The 18,740-nt window shown below is 62.2% G+C and carries 14 protein-coding genes; 7 read left to right on the plus strand and 7 right to left on the minus strand.

The window, feature by feature from the left end; genetic code table 11:
• Positions 1-147 precede the first annotated feature (147 nt).
• From KHO31_RS08390 to KHO31_RS08400, 3 genes are all read right to left on the minus strand, one after another.
• Positions 148-1,569, minus strand: coding sequence for an HdeD family acid-resistance protein (locus KHO31_RS08390; RefSeq protein WP_211623052.1), 1,422 nt, complete (start codon positions 1,567-1,569; stop codon positions 148-150).
• A gap of 168 nt (positions 1,570-1,737) precedes the next feature.
• Positions 1,738-2,079, minus strand: a complete 342-nt coding sequence (locus KHO31_RS08395) for a hypothetical protein (protein WP_211623053.1) — start codon at positions 2,077-2,079, stop codon at positions 1,738-1,740.
• 238 nt (positions 2,080-2,317) lie between these two features.
• The gene (locus tag KHO31_RS08400) at positions 2,318-3,241 is read right to left on the minus strand and encodes a recombination-associated protein RdgC (RefSeq protein WP_211623054.1); all 924 of its coding nucleotides are present in this window, start codon (positions 3,239-3,241) and stop codon (positions 2,318-2,320) included.
• 245 nt (positions 3,242-3,486) lie between these two features.
• On the opposite strand from KHO31_RS08400, the gene KHO31_RS08405 reads away from it, so the two are divergent.
• Entirely contained in the window at positions 3,487-3,807 is a 321-nt protein-coding gene (locus KHO31_RS08405; RefSeq protein ID WP_201075048.1) for a hypothetical protein, read from the plus strand.
• 97 nt (positions 3,808-3,904) lie between these two features.
• On the opposite strand, the gene KHO31_RS08410 is transcribed toward KHO31_RS08405, so the two are convergent.
• On the minus strand, positions 3,905-4,750 hold the full coding sequence (locus KHO31_RS08410; RefSeq protein ID WP_201075045.1) for a glycosyltransferase family 2 protein: 846 nt from the start codon (positions 4,748-4,750) through the stop codon (positions 3,905-3,907).
• Positions 4,751-5,146: 396 nt separating this feature from the next.
• Here KHO31_RS08410 and KHO31_RS08415 point away from each other — a divergent pair, with 396 nt between their 5' ends.
• Positions 5,147-6,445 (plus strand): O-antigen ligase family protein, encoded by a 1,299-nt coding sequence (locus KHO31_RS08415; RefSeq protein WP_201075043.1) that lies wholly within the window; start codon positions 5,147-5,149, stop codon positions 6,443-6,445.
• 2 nt (positions 6,446-6,447) lie between these two features.
• Here the strand turns inward: KHO31_RS08415 and KHO31_RS08420 are convergent, their stop codons facing one another.
• Positions 6,448-7,527, minus strand: a complete 1,080-nt coding sequence (locus KHO31_RS08420) for a glycosyltransferase family 4 protein (protein WP_201075042.1) — start codon at positions 7,525-7,527, stop codon at positions 6,448-6,450.
• A 344-nt stretch (positions 7,528-7,871) separates the two neighbouring features.
• Here KHO31_RS08420 and KHO31_RS08425 point away from each other — a divergent pair, with 344 nt between their 5' ends.
• Both KHO31_RS08425 and KHO31_RS08430 read left to right on the plus strand, forming a co-directional pair.
• Positions 7,872-8,717 carry a glycosyltransferase family 2 protein gene (locus KHO31_RS08425; RefSeq protein ID WP_211623055.1) on the plus strand — a complete coding sequence of 282 codons (846 nt, stop codon included), beginning with the start codon at positions 7,872-7,874 and terminating at the stop codon, positions 8,715-8,717.
• 285 nt (positions 8,718-9,002) lie between these two features.
• Positions 9,003-10,028, plus strand: coding sequence for a glycosyltransferase (locus tag KHO31_RS08430; RefSeq protein ID WP_201075040.1), 1,026 nt, complete (start codon positions 9,003-9,005; stop codon positions 10,026-10,028).
• 262 nt (positions 10,029-10,290) lie between these two features.
• Here the strand turns inward: KHO31_RS08430 and msbA are convergent, their stop codons facing one another.
• A complete protein-coding gene (gene msbA, locus KHO31_RS08435; RefSeq protein WP_201075039.1) occupies positions 10,291-12,084 on the minus strand; it encodes a lipid A export permease/ATP-binding protein MsbA in 1,794 nt (597 codons plus the stop codon).
• A gap of 190 nt (positions 12,085-12,274) precedes the next feature.
• Between msbA and KHO31_RS08440 the strand changes: the two genes are divergently transcribed.
• Positions 12,275-13,033 (plus strand): glycosyltransferase family 2 protein, encoded by a 759-nt coding sequence (locus KHO31_RS08440; RefSeq protein ID WP_201084880.1) that lies wholly within the window; start codon positions 12,275-12,277, stop codon positions 13,031-13,033.
• A 53-nt stretch (positions 13,034-13,086) separates the two neighbouring features.
• On the opposite strand, the gene dnaE is transcribed toward KHO31_RS08440, so the two are convergent.
• Complete coding sequence (dnaE, locus tag KHO31_RS08445) at positions 13,087-16,668, minus strand: DNA polymerase III subunit alpha (RefSeq protein WP_211623056.1); 3,582 nt, start codon at positions 16,666-16,668, stop codon at positions 13,087-13,089.
• Positions 16,669-16,941: 273 nt separating this feature from the next.
• Here dnaE and KHO31_RS08450 point away from each other — a divergent pair, with 273 nt between their 5' ends.
• On the plus strand, positions 16,942-17,805 hold the full coding sequence (locus tag KHO31_RS08450; protein ID WP_201075035.1) for a sulfurtransferase: 864 nt from the start codon (positions 16,942-16,944) through the stop codon (positions 17,803-17,805).
• A gap of 26 nt (positions 17,806-17,831) precedes the next feature.
• Positions 17,832-18,725 (plus strand): tRNA glutamyl-Q(34) synthetase GluQRS, encoded by an 894-nt coding sequence (gluQRS, locus tag KHO31_RS08455; RefSeq protein WP_201075033.1) that lies wholly within the window; start codon positions 17,832-17,834, stop codon positions 18,723-18,725.
• Positions 18,726-18,740: the final 15 nt, after the last annotated feature.

Here is an 18,740-nt window from a genome sequence, read left to right on the forward strand (position 1 = left end):
GTCGAACTTGGGCAAGCGAAGCACCTGCCCGCGTCGTGCGGTGGTTGCGGCTAACTTGTCGCGGAGTTGTGGATCAAGCGCGACTGGGACTGCACCTCGCCGACGAATCTCCGCCGCCGCCCGCCGACGTCAAGCGCATCAAGCCCATCAATCACGCACCACGCCCGCACCATGCCCGCGCCCGGCTTCCTGTGAAGCCGGCGCGGCGCGCTCTTCCTCACGCCATTGCTGCCGCGAACGCACCATTCTGCGCACGGCGAGGCGCGCCATCTTCACCCAACCCGACGGACGCGGGTCGGCAAGCATGCTGAGCGCTCGCGCGTAGTCGAGCGTTAGGCCGGGCGTCCACGCCATCGTCGCTGCGCGTTTGCGCAGTTGTGCGGCCACCCACAGTTCCGGCGTCGTGATCACGCGCAAAAACGGCCGCCAGCCGCCGAGGCTGCCCCACACGCGCGCAGACGCGCCTTCGATCGCCGCTTCCAGCGCGCGCGATACGCTGCTCGAACAATTGCGGTGCGTCAGGTTGTAGGTCGTATCCTGGCGATAGGTGTCCCAGAAGTGCCGCAGGCGCACCGGATCGTAATTGCGAATGCGCACCTGAACCGTCGACGGACACCATGCTTTCGATTCGGTTGGATAATTTGGCTGGAACACACCGGGCACGTCGTTCTCGCGCGTCGCACGCAGCAGCCGCGCGAAGTCGTCGGGCGAACGATCGATTTCGACGCCCGGATACAAGCTGATATAGACACCCTCAGGCGATTCGAGCGCGGCATGGCCGGTCGAAATCACGCCGTTACGATCCACCGCCGCGATGTAGCGATCGACGATCAACTGCCGCCGCGCTTCACCTTTAGACGAACCCACCGGCGTCCACACGTGAACGGTCAACGCGTCTTCATCGGCGGCGGGCGGGCCGTCCCATTCGACCGCGCTCAACCGACCGGGAGAGACAGCACTCGCGGCGGGGTTGGCGGCATTAGCACTTGCCTCATCCGAAGCCACCGCGGGATTCGTCGCGAGACGCCGCACGCGCATACTCAGCAAAATCATGTTCCAGCCGCCGAATATCAGGCCGAGGCCGAGACAGTACGGCACAGTGCCCACATAGTGCGTCGGATACGGCTGATAGAAGAAAACCGCCAGCGCGATTTCAATGCCGCCGCCGATCATCGCGAGCCGCCACGTGCGATACCGGACGACCTTCGCGGAGACGATCTGCAGCAGACCGTCGGCCAAAAAGAGCGTGCCGAAGATCATCGACAGAATGAAATTGCCGTGGTGATGGCCGGCGAGAATCAGCGCCGCCGCAAAGCAGAATGCGAGGCCCTTCACATAGCGCAGCGTGCGTTGCCCGCCCATGCCGGTCCAGGCGACGGCCAGCGTGGCGAGCCCTTCGAGCAGCAGCAATAACGCAAACGGTGTGATCGGGAAATAGAGCGCGCTGTCGAGCGCGTCGATGAACACCACCACACCGAGCACCAGACTCACCCAGCCGATCAACTGCAACGAGCGCCAACGCGTGCGCAGGTAATCGGTACCTAGCAGGATCATAACCAGCCGAACCATCGCAAGCCCTCCGTGATCGATGCGCCTTTCTGAACGCAATCTTATACACATTCACGGCGTCGGCGCAGCAGGATCCGGTGTAGCTTTGTTTGCGCGTGGTGCTGCATTCACGCAGCATCGCTTCGTGAATGCATGGCGCATCGACGCCACGCGATCGCAGCAAGATCCTCAGACGTACTTGTGGCGCTCGTGCCGATGCGCCTTCGACGGGCGTGTGCCGCGCTTGCTCGTGCTCGCGGCTGCATGCGATTCATCTTGCGGCGTGACGCGCGGGTTAGCGTATGAGCCGTGCTGCAAAACAGCGGGGCTTTGCATGGTTGCCGCGCCTTGTGGCGCAGCCGATGAGGTCTGTGCAGCGGGCAACGGCCCCGTTGCCGCGTCGATGACCTTCTGCAATTCGTCCTGCGCGTATGCGGGCAGCGGCGCGGGCGGATACGCCGCGTCGGCAGCCATGGCGGTGGAGGCGGCGCAAGCAACACCGAGGGAGATCATCAAGTGGGCGATTTTCATGTCGAATCCTGGTCAGGATGACGCGGCCTGCATGATTGGAAGCGTGGCGCGCGTCGATGGATCGGAAGGCTCCTGACGGCTTGCACCGTCAGCACAAACAGTGTGACGGCCGGGACATGAAGGGTAAATTTTATCAAGCCGGATTCAGATAACCATAATCCGGCTTAATAAGCGCCGGCGCGAAGCATTCTCGACGCACCGGCTTGCAGCGGATAAACGCAGCTCAAGCGAACGTCATTCAGGCAGCTGCGGCTTGCGGCATCGCCACGCCCTGCTCCCCGCCCAGCGCGTCGAGCAGATCGCACAGCATGCGGTCGAGTTCGGCCGTCATCAGCGTGACGTCGGAGTCGAAGCGCTCGTCGTCGTTCTGCGCGGTGGGATCGCTCGCTTCCTTGACGACGTCGAGCGGCGCGATGCGCTTGATCGTCAGCGAGGGCGTCAGCACGAACGACACACGATCGTTCCACGTCATCGCGAGCCGCATGCATTGCTTGCCGGCTTCGATATGACGGCGCATATCTTCGGCATCCAAAGTATGTCCGACGTAGCGCACCGTCGCGTTGCCTTCCGTCGGCGAACGCAATTCGGTGTCCTGGTCGAGCGTGAAGCCAGCCGGGCCTTCACCGGAAAGCAGCCACTCGGTCATCGCCGCAACCGGCGATTGCGTGACGCGTACGGTGCCAAGCGGCAGTTGATCGATCGACTTCACCAGCAGGCCGCGCACTTCGTCGGCAACCGCTTGCGAGCCCGCATCGATCACGAGCCAGCCATTCCTGGTATCGATCCACACGCGCGTGTCGCGACGGATGCTGAAGGCGCGCGGCAGCAGTTCGTCGGTCACCTGCTCCTTGAGTTCGCGCATCTGCTTGCGGCCGGGTTTGAAGCCCTGCTGCTCTTCAAGTTCGAGCGCGCGAGCCTTGGTCACTTGCGTGACGACCGAAGCCGGCAGCAATTTCTTTTCGGCGCGAAACACCAGCAACATCTGGCCATTGAGCGAATACACCAGCGAGTCGTTGTCGCGCGGCGATGCCCAGCCGTGACTTTGCATCTCGACGCTATTGCCCGGCGCGAACGCGTGCGGCGCGAGCCATTTCTCCATTTGTTCAGGGGTGACGGACCACGGAGCGGGAAGACGGTGCAACTGAAGGTTTTTGAACCACATGGGCGGGGTCTTGTACGGGCAAAGCGCGTCATTCTATATGACGATGGAGATGGCGAGGTCGGGCGCGTACCTCCACACTCTGCGCCGAAACGGTCGCATCGCGCGGTCCCGGCGGCCCACTGCAGGTGTCGAAGGAATTTCGCGCTACGATGCCCGTAGTGGTTTGCCGCATCAGTCTTAGGACGCGCTTTACGTTCAAATCAGCTAGACTTTTTGAAAGACGCGCGACATAGACGGAGGTGGCCATGGCCGATGAAACCGCACCCTGGCAGGTGGTGGAGTACGAGGGTTTCGAAATTCACGTGGCACCCTTCCCGAAAAACCCGCCCGACGAAACGAAGCCGTCAGCCGCGCCTGATAACCGCTACACGTACGTCGGTTACGTGTGCCATCCAGGCGCCGATCCGGCCATCCCCGGGCACGCGGTGCCGTTCCATGCGGACGGCGAAGAAAGCTTCGCCGGCAAGGACGAAGCACTTTACGAGGGAGTTCATGTGGGACGCAGCATCGTCGACGGCACGCACCCGGATTTGACGGTGCTGCCATTGGTGACGGGCGGCGTGTAACGCGCGCACGTCGGCTCGCGCGAGGCGCTTGCCGAATTTGCACCGCTACTCGCTGGGAAGCGCAGTGCAGATGTGCGCGCAAGCGCGCACATCTGCCTCAGCTGAACGCACGCTTGATGCGTGATTTGAGTAGCGCGCGCCGCAAGCGGCCGGTCCGCTCGGGTTCGCCGACCGCCTGAGCGCCCTCCACCGCAGTGCCGCGTCGCAGAAAATAACGATCGAAGGTCGCTTGCGTCATGCCCCACTTGTTCAGGAACTGACGGCGCCCATCGTTCTTGACAACCTTGCCGGTGCTCTTCTGCTGGAAGTGATAAACCAGACTGTCGCCAACGCCGAGGAACACCCGGCAACCGGCGTCCCACAACTTCATCGAAAAGTCGTTGTCGCTGCTCATGCCAGGGCTCAATTCGCTGCTATAGCCGCCGACTTTGTACCACCAGTCGCGATGCACGAGCGTTGGCGGCCACGTGGCGCCACGCCAGTCGGCGCGCACGAGTTTCGGCGTGGCGGCCACCAGCTCGTCGGCGCGGAAATTTTCCACGTCGCGACCGAAGTTCTGCACGACGACGCACGGGTTGCCGGAGTCGACCGGCTCGATCATCGTGCCGGACAGCATGAACAGATTGTCGGCCGGCATCTGCGCGAGGCGTTTGACGAGTGCATCGTCCCAGCCGGGACAGCAGTACATGTCGTCGTTCATGTAGACGATGTAGTCCTGCGTGGCGCGCGCCGCCGCGATATTGACCGCATGACAGATGCCGATGTTACCGGGCGAAGCGGTGTGTTCGATGCCCTCGTCGCGCACCCAGGCCAGCGTGCCGTCCGAACCGTCGTTCACGTGCACGATGATCTGATGCGCATGTGTGGAATGACGCCGCAGGCTCTCGATCACGAGCCGCAGGTAAGGCAGGTTGTTCCAGGTCGGGATAATGATTGAGAACATCGATTCGGTCCGTTGAGCTTGGCGTCGGGGAAGCGTCGGGGAAGCGTTGGCGGTGCAAGTGCCGGTGGGCGCTGTAAGAACCCGGAGCCGCACCGGCCGCCCAAACAGCGTCGCCAATAAGTTTTGCCGGGGATTGTACCGCCGCAGCCGACTCCTACGACAAATAGCACGGTCCGCAAGCCATGACGGCTATCTCGGAGCACGATTTTCCGTGCAAGGCCGCACGGTTTGCCGCGCTCCGCCGAGAGACAGCTAACTGTGTGCTCCGGCAAGCATTTTGCAAGGAGACGCGCGGTTATAATCGCGATCGCTCTACCGTCTTAAAAAATTCACCCAAGGATCCGGCCATAGCAACTCCGCCACCGGAACGGTAGTGTTTTTACATATTGTTGCCCTATGATTTTTGCTCCCAGTCTGGTCTGGCTCAGCACAGTCCTGCTATTTTTCGCGCCCGCAGTCAATCTCGTGTGGCGTGGCGGCACGGGCTACTGCTTTTTCGCGATTCTCGCGCTAGCGCTCGGCGCCGCCGTGGCCAACCGGCACACGCCGGGCTACTTCTCCGGTCTGCGCACCTACCGCTGGTTCACGATCGGCATGCTGGCGTTCGTCGTGGCAATCGCCGTCCAGCAGGCGGTGCTCGGTTATTGGATACCGCGTCAGTTTGACGCGTTGTCGCGCTTCGTGTTCGCCCTGCCGGTCTTTCTGCTGCTGCGGCAATTGCCGTCCCGGCATCTGCGCGTGATCGGCTGGGGGTGTGCTGCCGGCGCGCTGGCCGTGGGCATCTGGGCGCTCGTCGATCAACCCGCCGGCGGCTGGACGGATGCGAATCGTCTAAACAATTCCTATACGAATGCGATTCCGTTCGGGGACACCGCGTTGTTGCTCAGCTTTCTCTCGGTCTTCACCTTGGGCTGGGACAAGCCGCGTGACTGGCGCGTGTTGGGTCTCCGGCTGCTGGCCATGGTTGGCGGCGGCTACGCGTCGTATCTGTCGGGCAGTCGCGGCGGCTGGCTGGCCGTACCCGTGTTCGTCATCCTGCTGGGCATGCAGTATCAGTGGCACGCGCACAAGAAGCGCCTCCTGATCTCTACGCTGGCGATTGTGATCGGCGCGGGTGCGCTGCTGTCGACCGAGCGGATTCAGAAGCGCCTCGACGCAGTGACAACCGATGTTTCGATGCTGCATCAGGGCGACGACTACACGTCGTTGGGCCTGCGTTTGCAGTTGTGGAATGCATCGCGGCTGATCTTTACGCGTCATCCGGTGTACGGCATCGGCAAGGGGCGTCTGGTAGACGAACTGGGTCTGCTGGCCAAACGTGGTGAAGTGAAAAACGAGATCGTCAACGAGCGCGCCCATAGCGACTTTTTCTCGACCCTCGCTGAGATGGGCGCAATCGGCGTGATGTGCCTGCTGCTGTTCTACTACGGCATCTCCGTGTACTTCTGGCGACACCGGCTGTCGAATGATCCGGTGATTCGCGCGGCGTCCTATGCCGGTCTCGCGGTCGCGACCAGCACGGTGATTTTCGGCCTGACCATCGACGTCCTCGTGCCGATCATGGTCACGGTGCTGCTCGCGCTGCTGGTCGCTACGTTTTTAGCGGTAATCGACGCGCGCAAGCGTGAACTGGCGACGGCGCAACCGGCAGTCTCACGCGCGGGCATCCAAACCACGCCCGGCGTCAAGGCCTGATCTCAACGCGTGAACATCTCGTAGAGCGCGGCGACATGCGCGTCGACGCTTGGGTCGTAGACGAGGCTGCGCAGCGGCTCGGCGATGCGCGCGTCGCCACCCCGCACGCGCTCCACCGCAGCCTGAATCGCGCGCTCGAAACTCCCCGCCGACTGCCGCGAAAACTCGATCTTCGCCGTTCCGGTGACCGTCTCAGCCGATCCGACGTTGTCGGCGATCACAAGCGGCGTACCGCACATTACCGACTCGACCCCCACCAGACCGAACGGTTCGTACGCCGACGCCACCACGGTGAAATCGGCTGCAGCAAACAATTTCTCGATTTCCTTGCAGTACCCGACATAGCGAATCGTGTCGCTGGTTTTCGGCACTGGGCGGCCGGCCACCACCAGGCAAACCGGCAGCGTGGTCTGAGCAAAAAACGCCTCCAGCAAAGGATAGCCTTTGCGTTCGTGACTGGTCGACGAAAATACGAAGATCACGCGGTCTTCGGGCAGATCGAAATGCCGCCGCACCGCCGCTCGCTCGGCATCGTTCAGCGGCTGGAAGCGTGCCGTGTCCACCGGCGGATAGAGCACGTCGATACGCTCGGACTGCACGCCGTAAAAGCGTTGCAATTCGCGGCTCATCAATTGCGAATGCGCGACGATCGAACGCGCCTGCGAATAGACGCGGCGCTCCATGTCGATCTGCCATTGGTCGCTGCGGCGCGCGGCGCGTCCGGCGGCCTCGAGCGAGCCCGGATGCGTGCCGCCGCACAACGCGACGTCGGCATGCGTCGAGTGATTGATCGAGAAGACGCATGCCGGACGGTGCCGTTTCAGGCGTTGCTTCAGACGCCAGTCGAACGCCAGATTGCGAAGCTTGCGTGGCACCCAGCGGACATTGAGCGGTTGAGCGTCGATCCATGCTGCCTCGGGCAGCGAGCGATCGATCTCGCGGGCAAACAGCGTGGGACGCAGGCCCATCCGATGCAAGCCGGCAATCACGTCGCGCGTGTAGCGTTCGGCGCCGCCGCTATTTTTCAGCGCCTGGGCGGTCAGGGCGATGTCGGTAACAGGACGCCGGGTCGGGTCGGACAAGGAACGGTTCTCTGTGAGGCGCCCGCGCGGCAAAGGATCGTGCGGTCTGGATTTCGGGACAGCGGCAATTGTAAAGGATGGGCCCGGGACGCTACATGACGGGGCCCTCCCGTCACCGATTAGAATCTAGCCGAACCGCGCCCTACCCTTTTCCATGACCTGTCGGTTGCCACAGAAAGTGAAAACTGAGTCAGGTATGCGAAAAATTGCTGCCACGGATAATGAAAAGATCCGACCGTTCCCAAAAGAACAGACGCCTGGCGGGAATGGGCTAGAATTTCTCAGTCGCCGGAAAACTGCAAGAATTATGTAAGAAAGCGGCAAATATCCATCAAAAACCGGCCATGTCGAAAGTCTCCATCGTTGTGCCCTGCTTCAACCAGGAAGAATTCATCGCAGAAGCCCTTGAGTCTGTGTTGCGCCAGTCCTATGACGACTGGGAATGCATCATCGTGAATGACGGGTCTACTGACGGCTCTGGGGCCATCATCGAGCGGTACACAAAGACGGACCGCAGGTTCCGCGCCTTCACCAAGGAAAACGGCGGCGTCGCGGCAGCACGAAACTTCGGCTTCGCGCAGGCAAGCGGCGCGCTTTTCATGCCGCTCGATGGTGACGACAAGCTGCACCCTGATTTTCTGCGACGCGCCGTCGGGTACTTCACCGCGCAGCCCGATACCGACCTTGTCCATTGCAAGACAAAGCGATTCGGCGCAACCGGCAAGGTGTGGCGCTTGCCGGAATACAGCTACGAAAAGCTGCTGTGGCAAAACATGATCGTCAATACGGCCATGTACCGGCGCGAGGCATTTCTGCGCGTGGGCGGGTATTCGTTGGAAATGATCCACGGTTTCGAGGATTGGGAATTCTACGTGCGGCTTCTAAGCCCTCAATCCAAGGTCTGCTTTATTGATGCGCCGCTGTTCCTCTATCGCGTGAAGAACAGTTCGCGATCGACTGAACAGATGGAGTCAGGAAAGATCGAAGAGTCGCAACGCCTCATCTACGCGCGCAACAGCCCGATCTATGCGCAGTACACCGCGAACCCGATCAGTATTTTCGGGAAACGCATGAAAGACTTCGCGCCCTCCTACACAGCGCGCTACAGGCGACAGGCCCGCTATATTCATGCGGCGTACTGGGCCGTGATTGCGGGCCTGCTTGGGGTCGGCATTCTGCTTGTGTGGTAGTCAGAAGAGGCCGCCCTACACGGGCACGGGTGCGATGGCAGCTACTGCGACGGCTTATTTCCTCGCGCCGCGGGTCGTGTTACTTGCCATGCAGCGTAGTGTGGACTCACTGCATCGATTTGCCCTCGTCGACGGCGTCCTCATCCCCACGAATTTTCACGTTCTGCGGCATGACTAGCGAGCCCTCCCACTTTTCGCGTCACCCTGGCCGGGTGACGGTAACAGTGCCGGTAAAACAGTCCCTTCAGATCAATGGCCCTCTTTTCAAGACTTATGGCGTGTGACATGACCGATAGCCCGTCGACAAACCTTGCCTCCACAGCGTCGGACACCCGGCGCCCGCTGGTCTCGATCCTGCTGATCGCCTACAACCAGGAAAAGCAGATCGCCGACGCCGTGCGCAGCGCTCTCGCACAAACCTATGCACCGCTCGAAATCATCATCTCGGACGACGCCTCCAGCGACGCCACGTTCGCCGCGATCGAAGCCGCGATCGCCGGCTACCGCGGACCGCACACGGTGATCGCGCGCCGCAACGCGGTCAATCAGGGCATCAGTGCACATCTGTCGCAACTCGCGCAAATGGCTCAGGGAGACCTGCTTTTCGTTGCCGCAGGCGACGACATGTCCGCGCCTAACCGCTGCGAGCGGGTGGTCGACTTCTGGCTCTCGCGCGATCGCCGCCCCGACCTGATCGCCACCGACCTCGCGGACATGGACGAAGCCGGCAACGTCCACGAACGGATGGCGCCAACCGAACTCGACACCTATCGCAGTTTCGACGACTGGCTCGCCGGCCGTCCGTGGCTCATCGGCGCCGCGCACACATGGTCGCGGCGGCTGTTCGAACGCTTCGGACCCATGCTGCGAGGCGCCGCCGCGGAAGATCAGATCATGGTGCTGCGCGCGATCCTGTCAGGCGGGGCCGCGAGTCTGCGCGAGCCATTGGTGCGCTACCGGCGCGGCGGACTGTCGCGCAAACGCCGCTATGGATCGGTGGGTGAGTTGATTGCGCGCATGCGCCAAAGTAATCGCTATGGCCTGGCGGAACTCGCGCAGTTGCAGCGCGACGCCGAGATCGGCGGTGTGGGCGAGCGCATGCGTGCGGCGATGGCGCCCAAGCTCGCGCGCGAGCAATTCATTCACGCGATGTTCGAAGCCGGCGGCCTCGGAGAACGTATTGGGCTGCTTGTACGCAACCCAAAAGTGAAGCTCGGGTTGCGCATCCGCATGTTTTTGTACGCGACGTGTCCAGCGGTCTACGCGCCGGGAATCTGGCTCAAACGAATCGTGCGGAAAAACGGCCGCTGAAATGGCTAGAGCCGCGGAGGCACCCACGTTTGTCAGGGATTCGGGTACGAGGCGCGTGGGAGATGCCGGGATTGTCTGCTGACAGCAGCCGGTAGACGCCTGTCGTGGCGCAGCCCGGCCGCTTATGTCGACATGCGTGGAATTTGGCGAGATCCGGTCGGATTCGGGCAGGTTGAGCCGAATCGGATCCGATCAACCCGAACCCAGACTGAATCAAACTGAATTCGGGCAAATCAGGCCAAATCAGGCCGGTCAAGCCTGATCAGGCTGCGTCCTGCTGGAACTGGATGCGATGCAGATGCGCGTACAGCCCGCCTTGCGTCAGCAACTCGCGATGGCTGCCGCGCTCGACAATACGCCCTGCTTCCATCACCAGAATCCGGTCGGCGCGTTCGATGGTCGACAAACGGTGCGCGATCACGAGCGTAGTACGGCCCTTCATCAAGGTCTCCAGCGCCGCCTGCACGTGGCGTTCGGACTCGGAATCCAGCGCCGAGGTGGCTTCGTCGAGGATCAGGATCGGCGCGTCCTTGTAGATCGCTCGGGCGATAGCCAGACGCTGGCGTTGGCCGCCCGAGAGCATCATGCCGTTGTCGCCAACGAGCGTCTCGATGCCATTGGGCATCGCCTCGACGGTATCCCACAGGTTCGCCGCGCGCAGCGCCGCCTTGACCTTGTCCGGATCGGCCGTCTGCCCATAAGCGACGTTGTTGGCCACCGTGTCGTTGAACAGCACCACGTCCTGGCTCACCATCGCGATCTGGCTGCGCAGCGCATGCAGGCCGTATTCCGGCAGCGCGACGCCGTCGACCAGAATCTCGCCGCCGGTCGGATCGAAGAAGCGCGGCAGCAAATTCACCAGTGTGGTCTTGCCGCTGCCCGACGGGCCCGCCAGCGCGACCATTTCGCCCGGCGCCACTTTGAACGACACATGGTCGAGCGTGTGGCGGTTGTGCGTGGCGTTGCTGCCGTAGGTGAACGATACGTCGCGGAATTCCACTTCGCCGCGTGCCCGCTCGAGTGGCTTGCCGCCGCCCTCCGGCTCCGAAGGCTCGTCGATCAGGCCGAAAATCAGTTCACACGCCGTCATGCCGCGTTGCAGCGGCTGGTTCACGTCCATCAGATGCTTCAGCGGCGAGATGATCAGCAGCATCGACGTGACGAACGCCACAAAGCCGCCGACGGTGGTTTGATCCGACGACGACTGCACCACCGCGATCGTGATCACCACAGCGAGTGCAATCGACGCGAGGAACTGCGTCAACGGTTGCGCGAGGCCGCCGGAGACGGTCATGCGCATGGCATAGCCACGCAGACGCTTGCTCATCGCCGTGAACCGGTCCGTCTCGTACTTCTCGCCGTTGTGCACCTTGACGACCTTGTAGCCACCCACCGTCTCTTCGACGATGTACGATAGTTCGTTGGTCAGCAATTGATGCTCGCGGTTCAGGCGCCGCAACCGGCGGTTGATCTTGCCCACCAGCCAGCCGATCCCCGGCAGCAGCACCGCGACGATCAGCGTCAGGCGCCAGTTCAGATAGAACAGATAGCCGAGCAGGAAGATGACGGTCAGCGAATCGCGCACCAGCGTGACCATCACGCTCAACAGCACGTTGAGAATCTGGTTCACCTCGAAGACGATCGCGTTGATCACCGTGCTCGCGGTTTCGCGCTGGAAGAACGCCACGCTCGAGTGAATCATGCGCTCGAACATTTTCAGGCGCAGGTCGAGCAGGATCTTGTTCGACACGTAGGCGAGCAGATAGCCGGATGCGTATTGCGACACGCCGCGAACCAGCGCAAGGCCGATGACCGCGACCGGCACGAACCACTTGGCGTTGTCGCTCGCATGTGCGCCGAAACCCTTGTCCAGCAGCGGCTTGAGCAACGCGGGGATCGCCGCGTCAGTGCTGGCGCTCACAGCCATGGCAACGACCGCGCCGATCACCACCCACAGCAGCGGCTTGATATAAGGCCACAAGCGTCGAAAGACGACGGCAGGCGACGAGGCCTCTCCTGAACCGATGGGTTTGCTTAACGTTGGCTTCGCGCTCAAGGAATCCTCTGAGAATGCGGGACAGCATCCGCGCGGCGGGCGGAATGCCTGACACGCAAAATATCAAAAAAACAGCATTGTAAACGGTTGGGGATCATGGCCGGGGGTTATGGATCGGCCGGGTTATGTGGCCGGGCTGTATACTTGCGCGACCCATTCCGCCACCCTGCACCCTCCACGCAATTCAGGTATGCAAGAAACCACCCTCGGCGTCGCCATCATCACCAAAAACGCGGCGGCGCGGCTGGCCGAATGCCTGCAGGCCGTGGCCTTCGCCGATCAGATCGTCGTGATCGACGGCGGCAGCACCGACGGTACCATTGACATCGCTCGGGCGCACGGCGCGCGCGTACTCGAGCAAACCGACTGGCCGGGCTTCGGCCCGCAAAAAAACCGCGCCGTGGACGCGCTCACCACCCGTTGGATTCTCTCGCTCGACGCCGACGAGATCGTCTCGCCGGAACTGGCGGTGGCGATCCGCACGGCACTGGCCGCTCCCACCGCCGACGTATATGCGGTGGACAGGTTGTCGAGCTTTTGCGGCCACTGGATTCACCACAGCGGCTGGTATCCAGACTGGATTCCGCGCCTGTTCAAACGTGGCGCAGCGCGTTTCTCCGACGACCTCGTGCACGAGCGCCTGGTGTTCGACACGCCTTCACAGCGCCTGACCGGCAAGCTGATGCACTACTCGTACGAGGACTTCGAAGGCGTGTTGCGCAAGCTCGACGCATATTCGACAGCGGGCGCACTGCAGCGCCATGCGGCAGGCAAGCGCGGCAGTTTCGGCAAAGCGCTCGGGCGTGGCGCGTGGGCCTTCGTGCGGACCTACGTGCTGCGGCGTGGATTTCTCGACGGCCGCGCCGGATTCATGATCGCGGTGTTTAACGCGGAGACGGTGTACTACCGGTTTTTGAAGTTAGCGCGACTCGGGGAGAAGACGCAGTAGTAGCGGCGGGGTTCGTTGACTTGCCCGCGCCGCCCGCGCGGGCAAACCAGACATCAATAAACGATCTCGATCGAGCTTCCGGCAAACTCGCCGCGCAATGCCGCGAGCAGTTCATCGGTCGGCTTTACGCGCCACGCGTCGCCCAGGCGCATTTCGCCTTGCGCATTCTCGCTGCGATAGACCACCTGGACCGCGAGGCCGTTCGGAATCTGCACAGCCTGACGCTGGCCACCGCCGCCATAGCCGCCGCCGTTGCGGCCACCTCCACCACCGCCTCCATTGCCCCCACGCGACAACGCTGCCGGCGCCGGTGCAGCCTGTGGCTCGTCCTTACCCGCGCTATGCGCTTCAAGCACGCGCCGCAATGCCGACGCGTCCGCATTACCGTTCATCTGCACTTTCACGGCTTCCGCATAGCGACAGCGGGCGCGGCCAAGATCCATCACCGTATCGACCGTGAAGCGGATGCCGCCCGTGAACGCGTCGTTACGCGCCGAGCCTTGCACCACCAGCAGCTCGTCTTCCTTAAACAACTGCTTGTGCGCTTCAAAGGTCTCGTTGAAGACGGTCACTTCGCATTGACCAGTGCCGTCGTCGAGCAACGCGATCAGCATCTTGCCGCGCTGGGTCATCTGCGTGCGCAGCGACGCGATCACGCCCGCGACCAGCTTGTCGCGCCCTTCCTTCAGTTCGCCGATCTTCTGGCGCACGAAACGGCGCACTTCGTCCTTATACGCATCGAACAGATGGCCCGACAGGTAGAAGCCGAGCGCAGCCTTCTCTTCCTGCAGCTTCTTCTTTTCCGGCCATTCCGGCTCGTCGACCAGCTCGTGCCCTTGCGACGGCGCATCGCCCATGTCGAACAGGCCTGCCTGCATCGCGTTGGCGCTCGCCTGCTCGGCGGCTTCCATCGCCAGCGAGACGGAGGCGATCAGCTGCGCGCGGTTCGCGTGCAGCGTGTCGAACGCTCCGGCGCGAATCAAGGCTTCCACCGTCCGACGATTGACGATCCGGCGGTCGACCCGGTTGCAGAAGTCGAAGATGTCGATGAACGGACCTTCTTCGCGTGCGCGCAGGATTTCTTCGATTGCGTTCTGACCGCTGCCCTTGATCGCGCCGAGACCGTAGCGTATCGTTTTCGACCGCTTGCCGTCCGCTTCCGCGACCGGTTCGAAGCGATATGCGGACAGATTGACGTCGGGCGGCAGCACGGCCATCTTGTTCGTGAGGCAGTCCTCGAACAGGATCTTGACCTTGTCCGTGTCGTCCATGGCGAGCGACATATTCGCCGCCATGAATTCGGCCGGATGGTGCGCCTTCAGCCATGCCGTGAAGTACGCGAGCAAGGCATACGCGGCCGCGTGCGACTTGTTGAAGCCGTAGCCCGCGAACTTCTCCATCAAGTCGAAGATTTCGTCGGCTTTCTCGGCAGTCAGGCCATTCTTTGCGGCACCTTCGCGGAACAACGCGCGGTGCTCGGCCATTTCCTCGGCCTTCTTCTTACCCATCGCGCGACGCAGCAAGTCAGCACCGCCGAGCGAGTAACCGCCGATGATCTGCGCCATCTGCATCACCTGCTCCTGATAGACCATGATGCCGTAGGTCTCTTTCAGGATGGGCTCCACGCGCGGATCGGGATACTCGACCACTTCGCGGCCGTGCTTACGTGCACAGAAGCTCGGGATCAGGTCCATCGGGCCCGGACGGTACAACGCCACCAGCGCGATGATGTCCTCGAAGCGGTCAGGCTGGGCGTCTTTCAGCATGCCTTGCATGCCGCGGCTTTCCAGCTGGAACACGGCGACCGTATTCGCTTTCTTCAGGATCGTGAACGACGGCGCATCGTCGAGCGGGACTTGCGCGAGCGACCAGTCTTTCTTCGACGGATCGAGACGGCGGATATAGCGCTCGGCCCAGTCGAGAATCGTCAGCGTGGTCAGCCCCAAGAAGTCGAACTTCACGAGGCCGACGGCTTCGACGTCGTCCTTGTCGTACTGGCTCACGACGCCGCTTTCGTCGCCCTGCGTATAGAGCGGGCAGAAATCGGTCAACTTGCCGGGCGCGATCAGCACGCCGCCAGCGTGCATACCGACGTTACGCGTCAGGCCTTCCACGCGCTGCGCGAGTTCGAGCAGCTGATGCACTTCGTCTTCGTTGTCGAAGCGCTCCTGCAGCAGCGGCTCTTCCTTCATCGCGTCGGCGATGGTGACGTGTTTGCCCGGCTTGAACGGAATCAGCTTGGCGATACCGTCGGTAAACATGTAGCCGAGATCGAGCACGCGGCCGATATCCCGCACTGCGGCCTTCGCCGCCATCGTGCCGAAGGTGGCGATCTGCGACACAGCGTCCGCGCCGTATTTCTCCTTCACGTACTGAATCACACGGTCGCGGCCGTGCTGACAGAAGTCGATGTCGAAGTCGGGCATCGATACCCGTTCCGGATTCAGGAAACGTTCGAACAGCAGGTTGTAGCGCAGCGGATCAAGGTCAGTCACGCCAAGCGCATACGCGACCAGCGAACCCGCACCCGAGCCCCGGCCCGGACCGACCGGCACGCCGTTGTTCTTGGCCCAATTAATGAAGTCTGCAACGATCAGGAAGTAGCCCGGGAAGCCCATCTTGATGATCGTGCCGCATTCGAATTCGAGGCGCTGGTAATACGTTTCGCGCTGGGCCCCGCGCTCCGCTTCGTCCGGATACAGTTGTTCGAGACGCTTTTCGAGGCCCTCTTTCGACAATTGCACGAGGTAGTCGTCGAGCGACATACCGTCGGGCGTCGGGAAGAGCGGCAGCCTGGGCTTGCCGAGTTCGAGCGTCAGGTTGCAGCGCTTGGCGATTTCGACACTATTGGCGAGCGCCGACGGAATGTCAGCGAACAGCCCCGCCATCTCTTCTTGCGTGCGGAAATACTGCTCGGACGTAAAGCGTTTCGCACGGCGCGGATTCGCCAGAATGTCGCCTTCGGAAATACACACGCGCGCTTCGTGCGCGGTGAAATCGTCTGGCGTCGTGAACTGCATCGGGTGAGTGGCCACCACCGGCAATTTCAGCGACGCCGCAAGCGCAACCGCCTGCTGCACGTACTGCTCGCCACCGGGTTGACCACACCGTTGCAGTTCGATATAGAAACCGCCCGGGAACACCTTCGCCCAATGCAACGCATTGCGTTTGGCCGCTTCTTCATTCCCGGCGGCGAGCGCAAGGCCAATGTCGCCCTGTTGCGCACCCGATAGCGCGAGCAGGCCTTCACCCAGCCCGGATTCGAGCCAGCCGGCTTCGACTTCCGCGCGACCGCGATACTGGTTGGTGAGTGACGCCTTGCTGAGCAGCTCGCACAGATTCAGATAGCCGCGCCGGTCTTTGACCAGCAGCAGCAGACGCGAGGGCTTGTCGCGGTCGTCCGGATTGGTGATCCAGACGTCGCAGCCGGCAATGGGTTTGACCCCTTTGCCACGGGCTTCCTTGTAGAAACGGACGAGGCCGAACGCGTTGCCGAGGTCGGTAAGGGCGAGCGCACCCTGACCGTCTTTGGCCGCGGCCTTGACGATGTCGTCAAGACGCACGATGCCATCGGCAATCGAGAATTCGGAGTGGACGCGGAGATGAACGAAGCGGGGATCTGACATGGGCGACATTGTAACTCCACCCTTCCAGAGTTTTCAGGCCAAAGCCGCGCGTTAGCCGTCCGGCTTAGGAGCACAACGCGGGAACGCCATACGCCGGTGTTTTGCGGGCGATTTGCGCTGCCGCAAGAGACTGGCCATTCGGCCGAGTCCGACGAAACGCCAGCTTGAGGGATAATAGTGGTTTCGCCCTATTCGACGTGGCCGCACCGCATGGAGCCTGATGCGCGCAGTTCAATGCGCCCCATTTTCCACGCCGCGGGCACTTCTTACCGCTGGACACACATGAGTATCGTCAATCTCGCCGCGTATCATTTCGCGACAATCGAAGACACCGCCGCATGGCGCCCGCTCGTCACCGAGCGCTGCAACACGCTCGGCCTGCGCGGCACCGTCCTGCTGGCGCCGGAAGGCATCAACCTGTTCGTTGCGGGCACTCGCGAAGCCACGGACGCGTTCATCGACTACATCCGTCACGACGCGCTTTTCGAAGGCAAGTTTGCCAATCTGCAGTTCAAGGAAAGCCTGTCGGACAAGCAGCCGTTCACCCGCATGCTGGTCAAGCTCAAGCGCGAGATCATCACGATGAAAAAGCCGGCGATCCGGCCGGAGCTTGGCCGCGCGCCGTTCGTCGACGCCCCCACGCTGAAAAGCTGGCTCGACCGCGGCCATGACGACGAAGGCCGCCCCGTCGTCATGCTCGACACACGCAATGCATTCGAAGTAGACGTCGGCACGTTCGACGACGCGCTCGACTACCGTATTACGAAATTCAGCGAGTTTCCAGAAGTAATCGAGCAAAACCGCGCCGATCTCGAAGGCAAGACGGTGGTGTCGTTCTGCACCGGCGGGATTCGTTGCGAGAAGGCTGCGATTCACATGAAGGAAGTCGGTATCGAGAACGTGTACCAACTCGAAGGTGGCATCCTGAAGTATTTCGAGGAAGTCGGCGGCGCGCACTATCACGGCGACTGCTTCGTGTTCGACTACCGCACTGCGCTCAACCCGCAACTGGAGCCGACCGCGACCGTGCAATGTTTCGGCTGCCGCGCGGTGGTGACGCCGGAAGCGCAGCAATCGCCGATGTACGTGGCGGGCAAGACATGTCCCGAATGCCATCCTGACAGCAAAGCGGCCTGCGCCGCGTGACGAGAGCAATCTCACCCATTTAATCCATGACCTATCGTGGACGCTTCGCGCCGTCGCCCACCGGGCCACTGCATTCCGGCTCACTGGTGAGCGCGCTCGCAAGCTGGCTGGATGCGCGCGCGCATGGCGGTACGTGGCTTGTGCGGATCGAAGACATTGACGGACCTCGCACCGTTCCTGGCGCGGCCGAAGACATTCTGACGACCCTCGACCGTTTCGGCATGCATGCCGACGAGCCGCCCGTCTGGCAAAGCCGACGTTTTGCGCGCTATCAGACGGCGTTCGAGCAATTGAAGGCTGCCGGCTTGCTCTATCCATGCGGCTGCACGCGCAAGGAGATTGCCGACTCGCTGCTGCATATGCACGCGCGCAACACCACACTCGCCTACCCCGGCACCTGCCGCAACGGCCTGCATGGCAAACCGGCGCGCGCATGGCGCCTGCGCGTGCCCGACGGCGACGCTGCAGTGATCACATTCGAAGACCGCTGGCAGGGCAAACAGACGCAAAACCTGGCCACCGAAGTCGGCGACTTCGTGCTGAGGCGCGCCGACGACCAGTGGGCATACCAACTGGCGGTGGTGGTCGACGATACGGACGCGGGGATTACGCACATCGTGCGAGGCGCGGACCTGATGGATTCAACGGCCCGCCAGATCTACCTGCAGCGTTGCCTGGGCGTACCCACGCCGGAGTATTTGCACGTACCGGTGGTCACGAACGATCAGGGCGAAAAGCTCAGCAAGCAAAACGGCGCAACGGCGCTCGACCATGCCAAACCACTCGAAGCGCTGAGCGCAGCGGCACGGCACTTGGGACTTGAGATGAGCGGCGACAAACACGTGACGCTAGAAGGTTTCTATGCCGCCGCAACGACGGCATGGGCAGAACGCATGGGCGTCCGAGTGCAACCCAACTAGCGCCCAAAAGCGTCG

Source organism: Paraburkholderia domus (assembly GCF_905220705.1).
Classification (GTDB): Bacteria; Pseudomonadota; Gammaproteobacteria; order Burkholderiales; family Burkholderiaceae; genus Paraburkholderia; species Paraburkholderia domus.

What these genes read in the sequence shown, in the direction of transcription:
- KHO31_RS08390 (WP_211623052.1), bottom strand. Translation starts at nt 1,569, where the DNA reads ATGGTTCGGCTGGTTATGATCCTGCTAGGTACCGATTACCTGCGCACG.
- KHO31_RS08395 (WP_211623053.1), bottom strand. Translation starts at nt 2,079, where the DNA reads ATGAAAATCGCCCACTTGATGATCTCCCTCGGTGTTGCTTGCGCCGCC.
- KHO31_RS08400 (WP_211623054.1), bottom strand. Translation starts at nt 3,241, where the DNA reads ATGTGGTTCAAAAACCTTCAGTTGCACCGTCTTCCCGCTCCGTGGTCC.
- KHO31_RS08405 (WP_201075048.1), top strand. Translation starts at nt 3,487, where the DNA reads ATGGCCGATGAAACCGCACCCTGGCAGGTGGTGGAGTACGAGGGTTTC.
- KHO31_RS08410 (WP_201075045.1), bottom strand. Translation starts at nt 4,750, where the DNA reads ATGTTCTCAATCATTATCCCGACCTGGAACAACCTGCCTTACCTGCGG.
- KHO31_RS08415 (WP_201075043.1), top strand. Translation starts at nt 5,147, where the DNA reads ATGATTTTTGCTCCCAGTCTGGTCTGGCTCAGCACAGTCCTGCTATTT.
- KHO31_RS08425 (WP_211623055.1), top strand. Translation starts at nt 7,872, where the DNA reads ATGTCGAAAGTCTCCATCGTTGTGCCCTGCTTCAACCAGGAAGAATTC.
- KHO31_RS08430 (WP_201075040.1), top strand. Translation starts at nt 9,003, where the DNA reads ATGACCGATAGCCCGTCGACAAACCTTGCCTCCACAGCGTCGGACACC.
- KHO31_RS08440 (WP_201084880.1), top strand. Translation starts at nt 12,275, where the DNA reads ATGCAAGAAACCACCCTCGGCGTCGCCATCATCACCAAAAACGCGGCG.
- dnaE (WP_211623056.1), bottom strand. Translation starts at nt 16,668, where the DNA reads ATGTCGCCCATGTCAGATCCCCGCTTCGTTCATCTCCGCGTCCACTCC.
- KHO31_RS08450 (WP_201075035.1), top strand. Translation starts at nt 16,942, where the DNA reads ATGAGTATCGTCAATCTCGCCGCGTATCATTTCGCGACAATCGAAGAC.
- gluQRS (WP_201075033.1), top strand. Translation starts at nt 17,832, where the DNA reads ATGACCTATCGTGGACGCTTCGCGCCGTCGCCCACCGGGCCACTGCAT.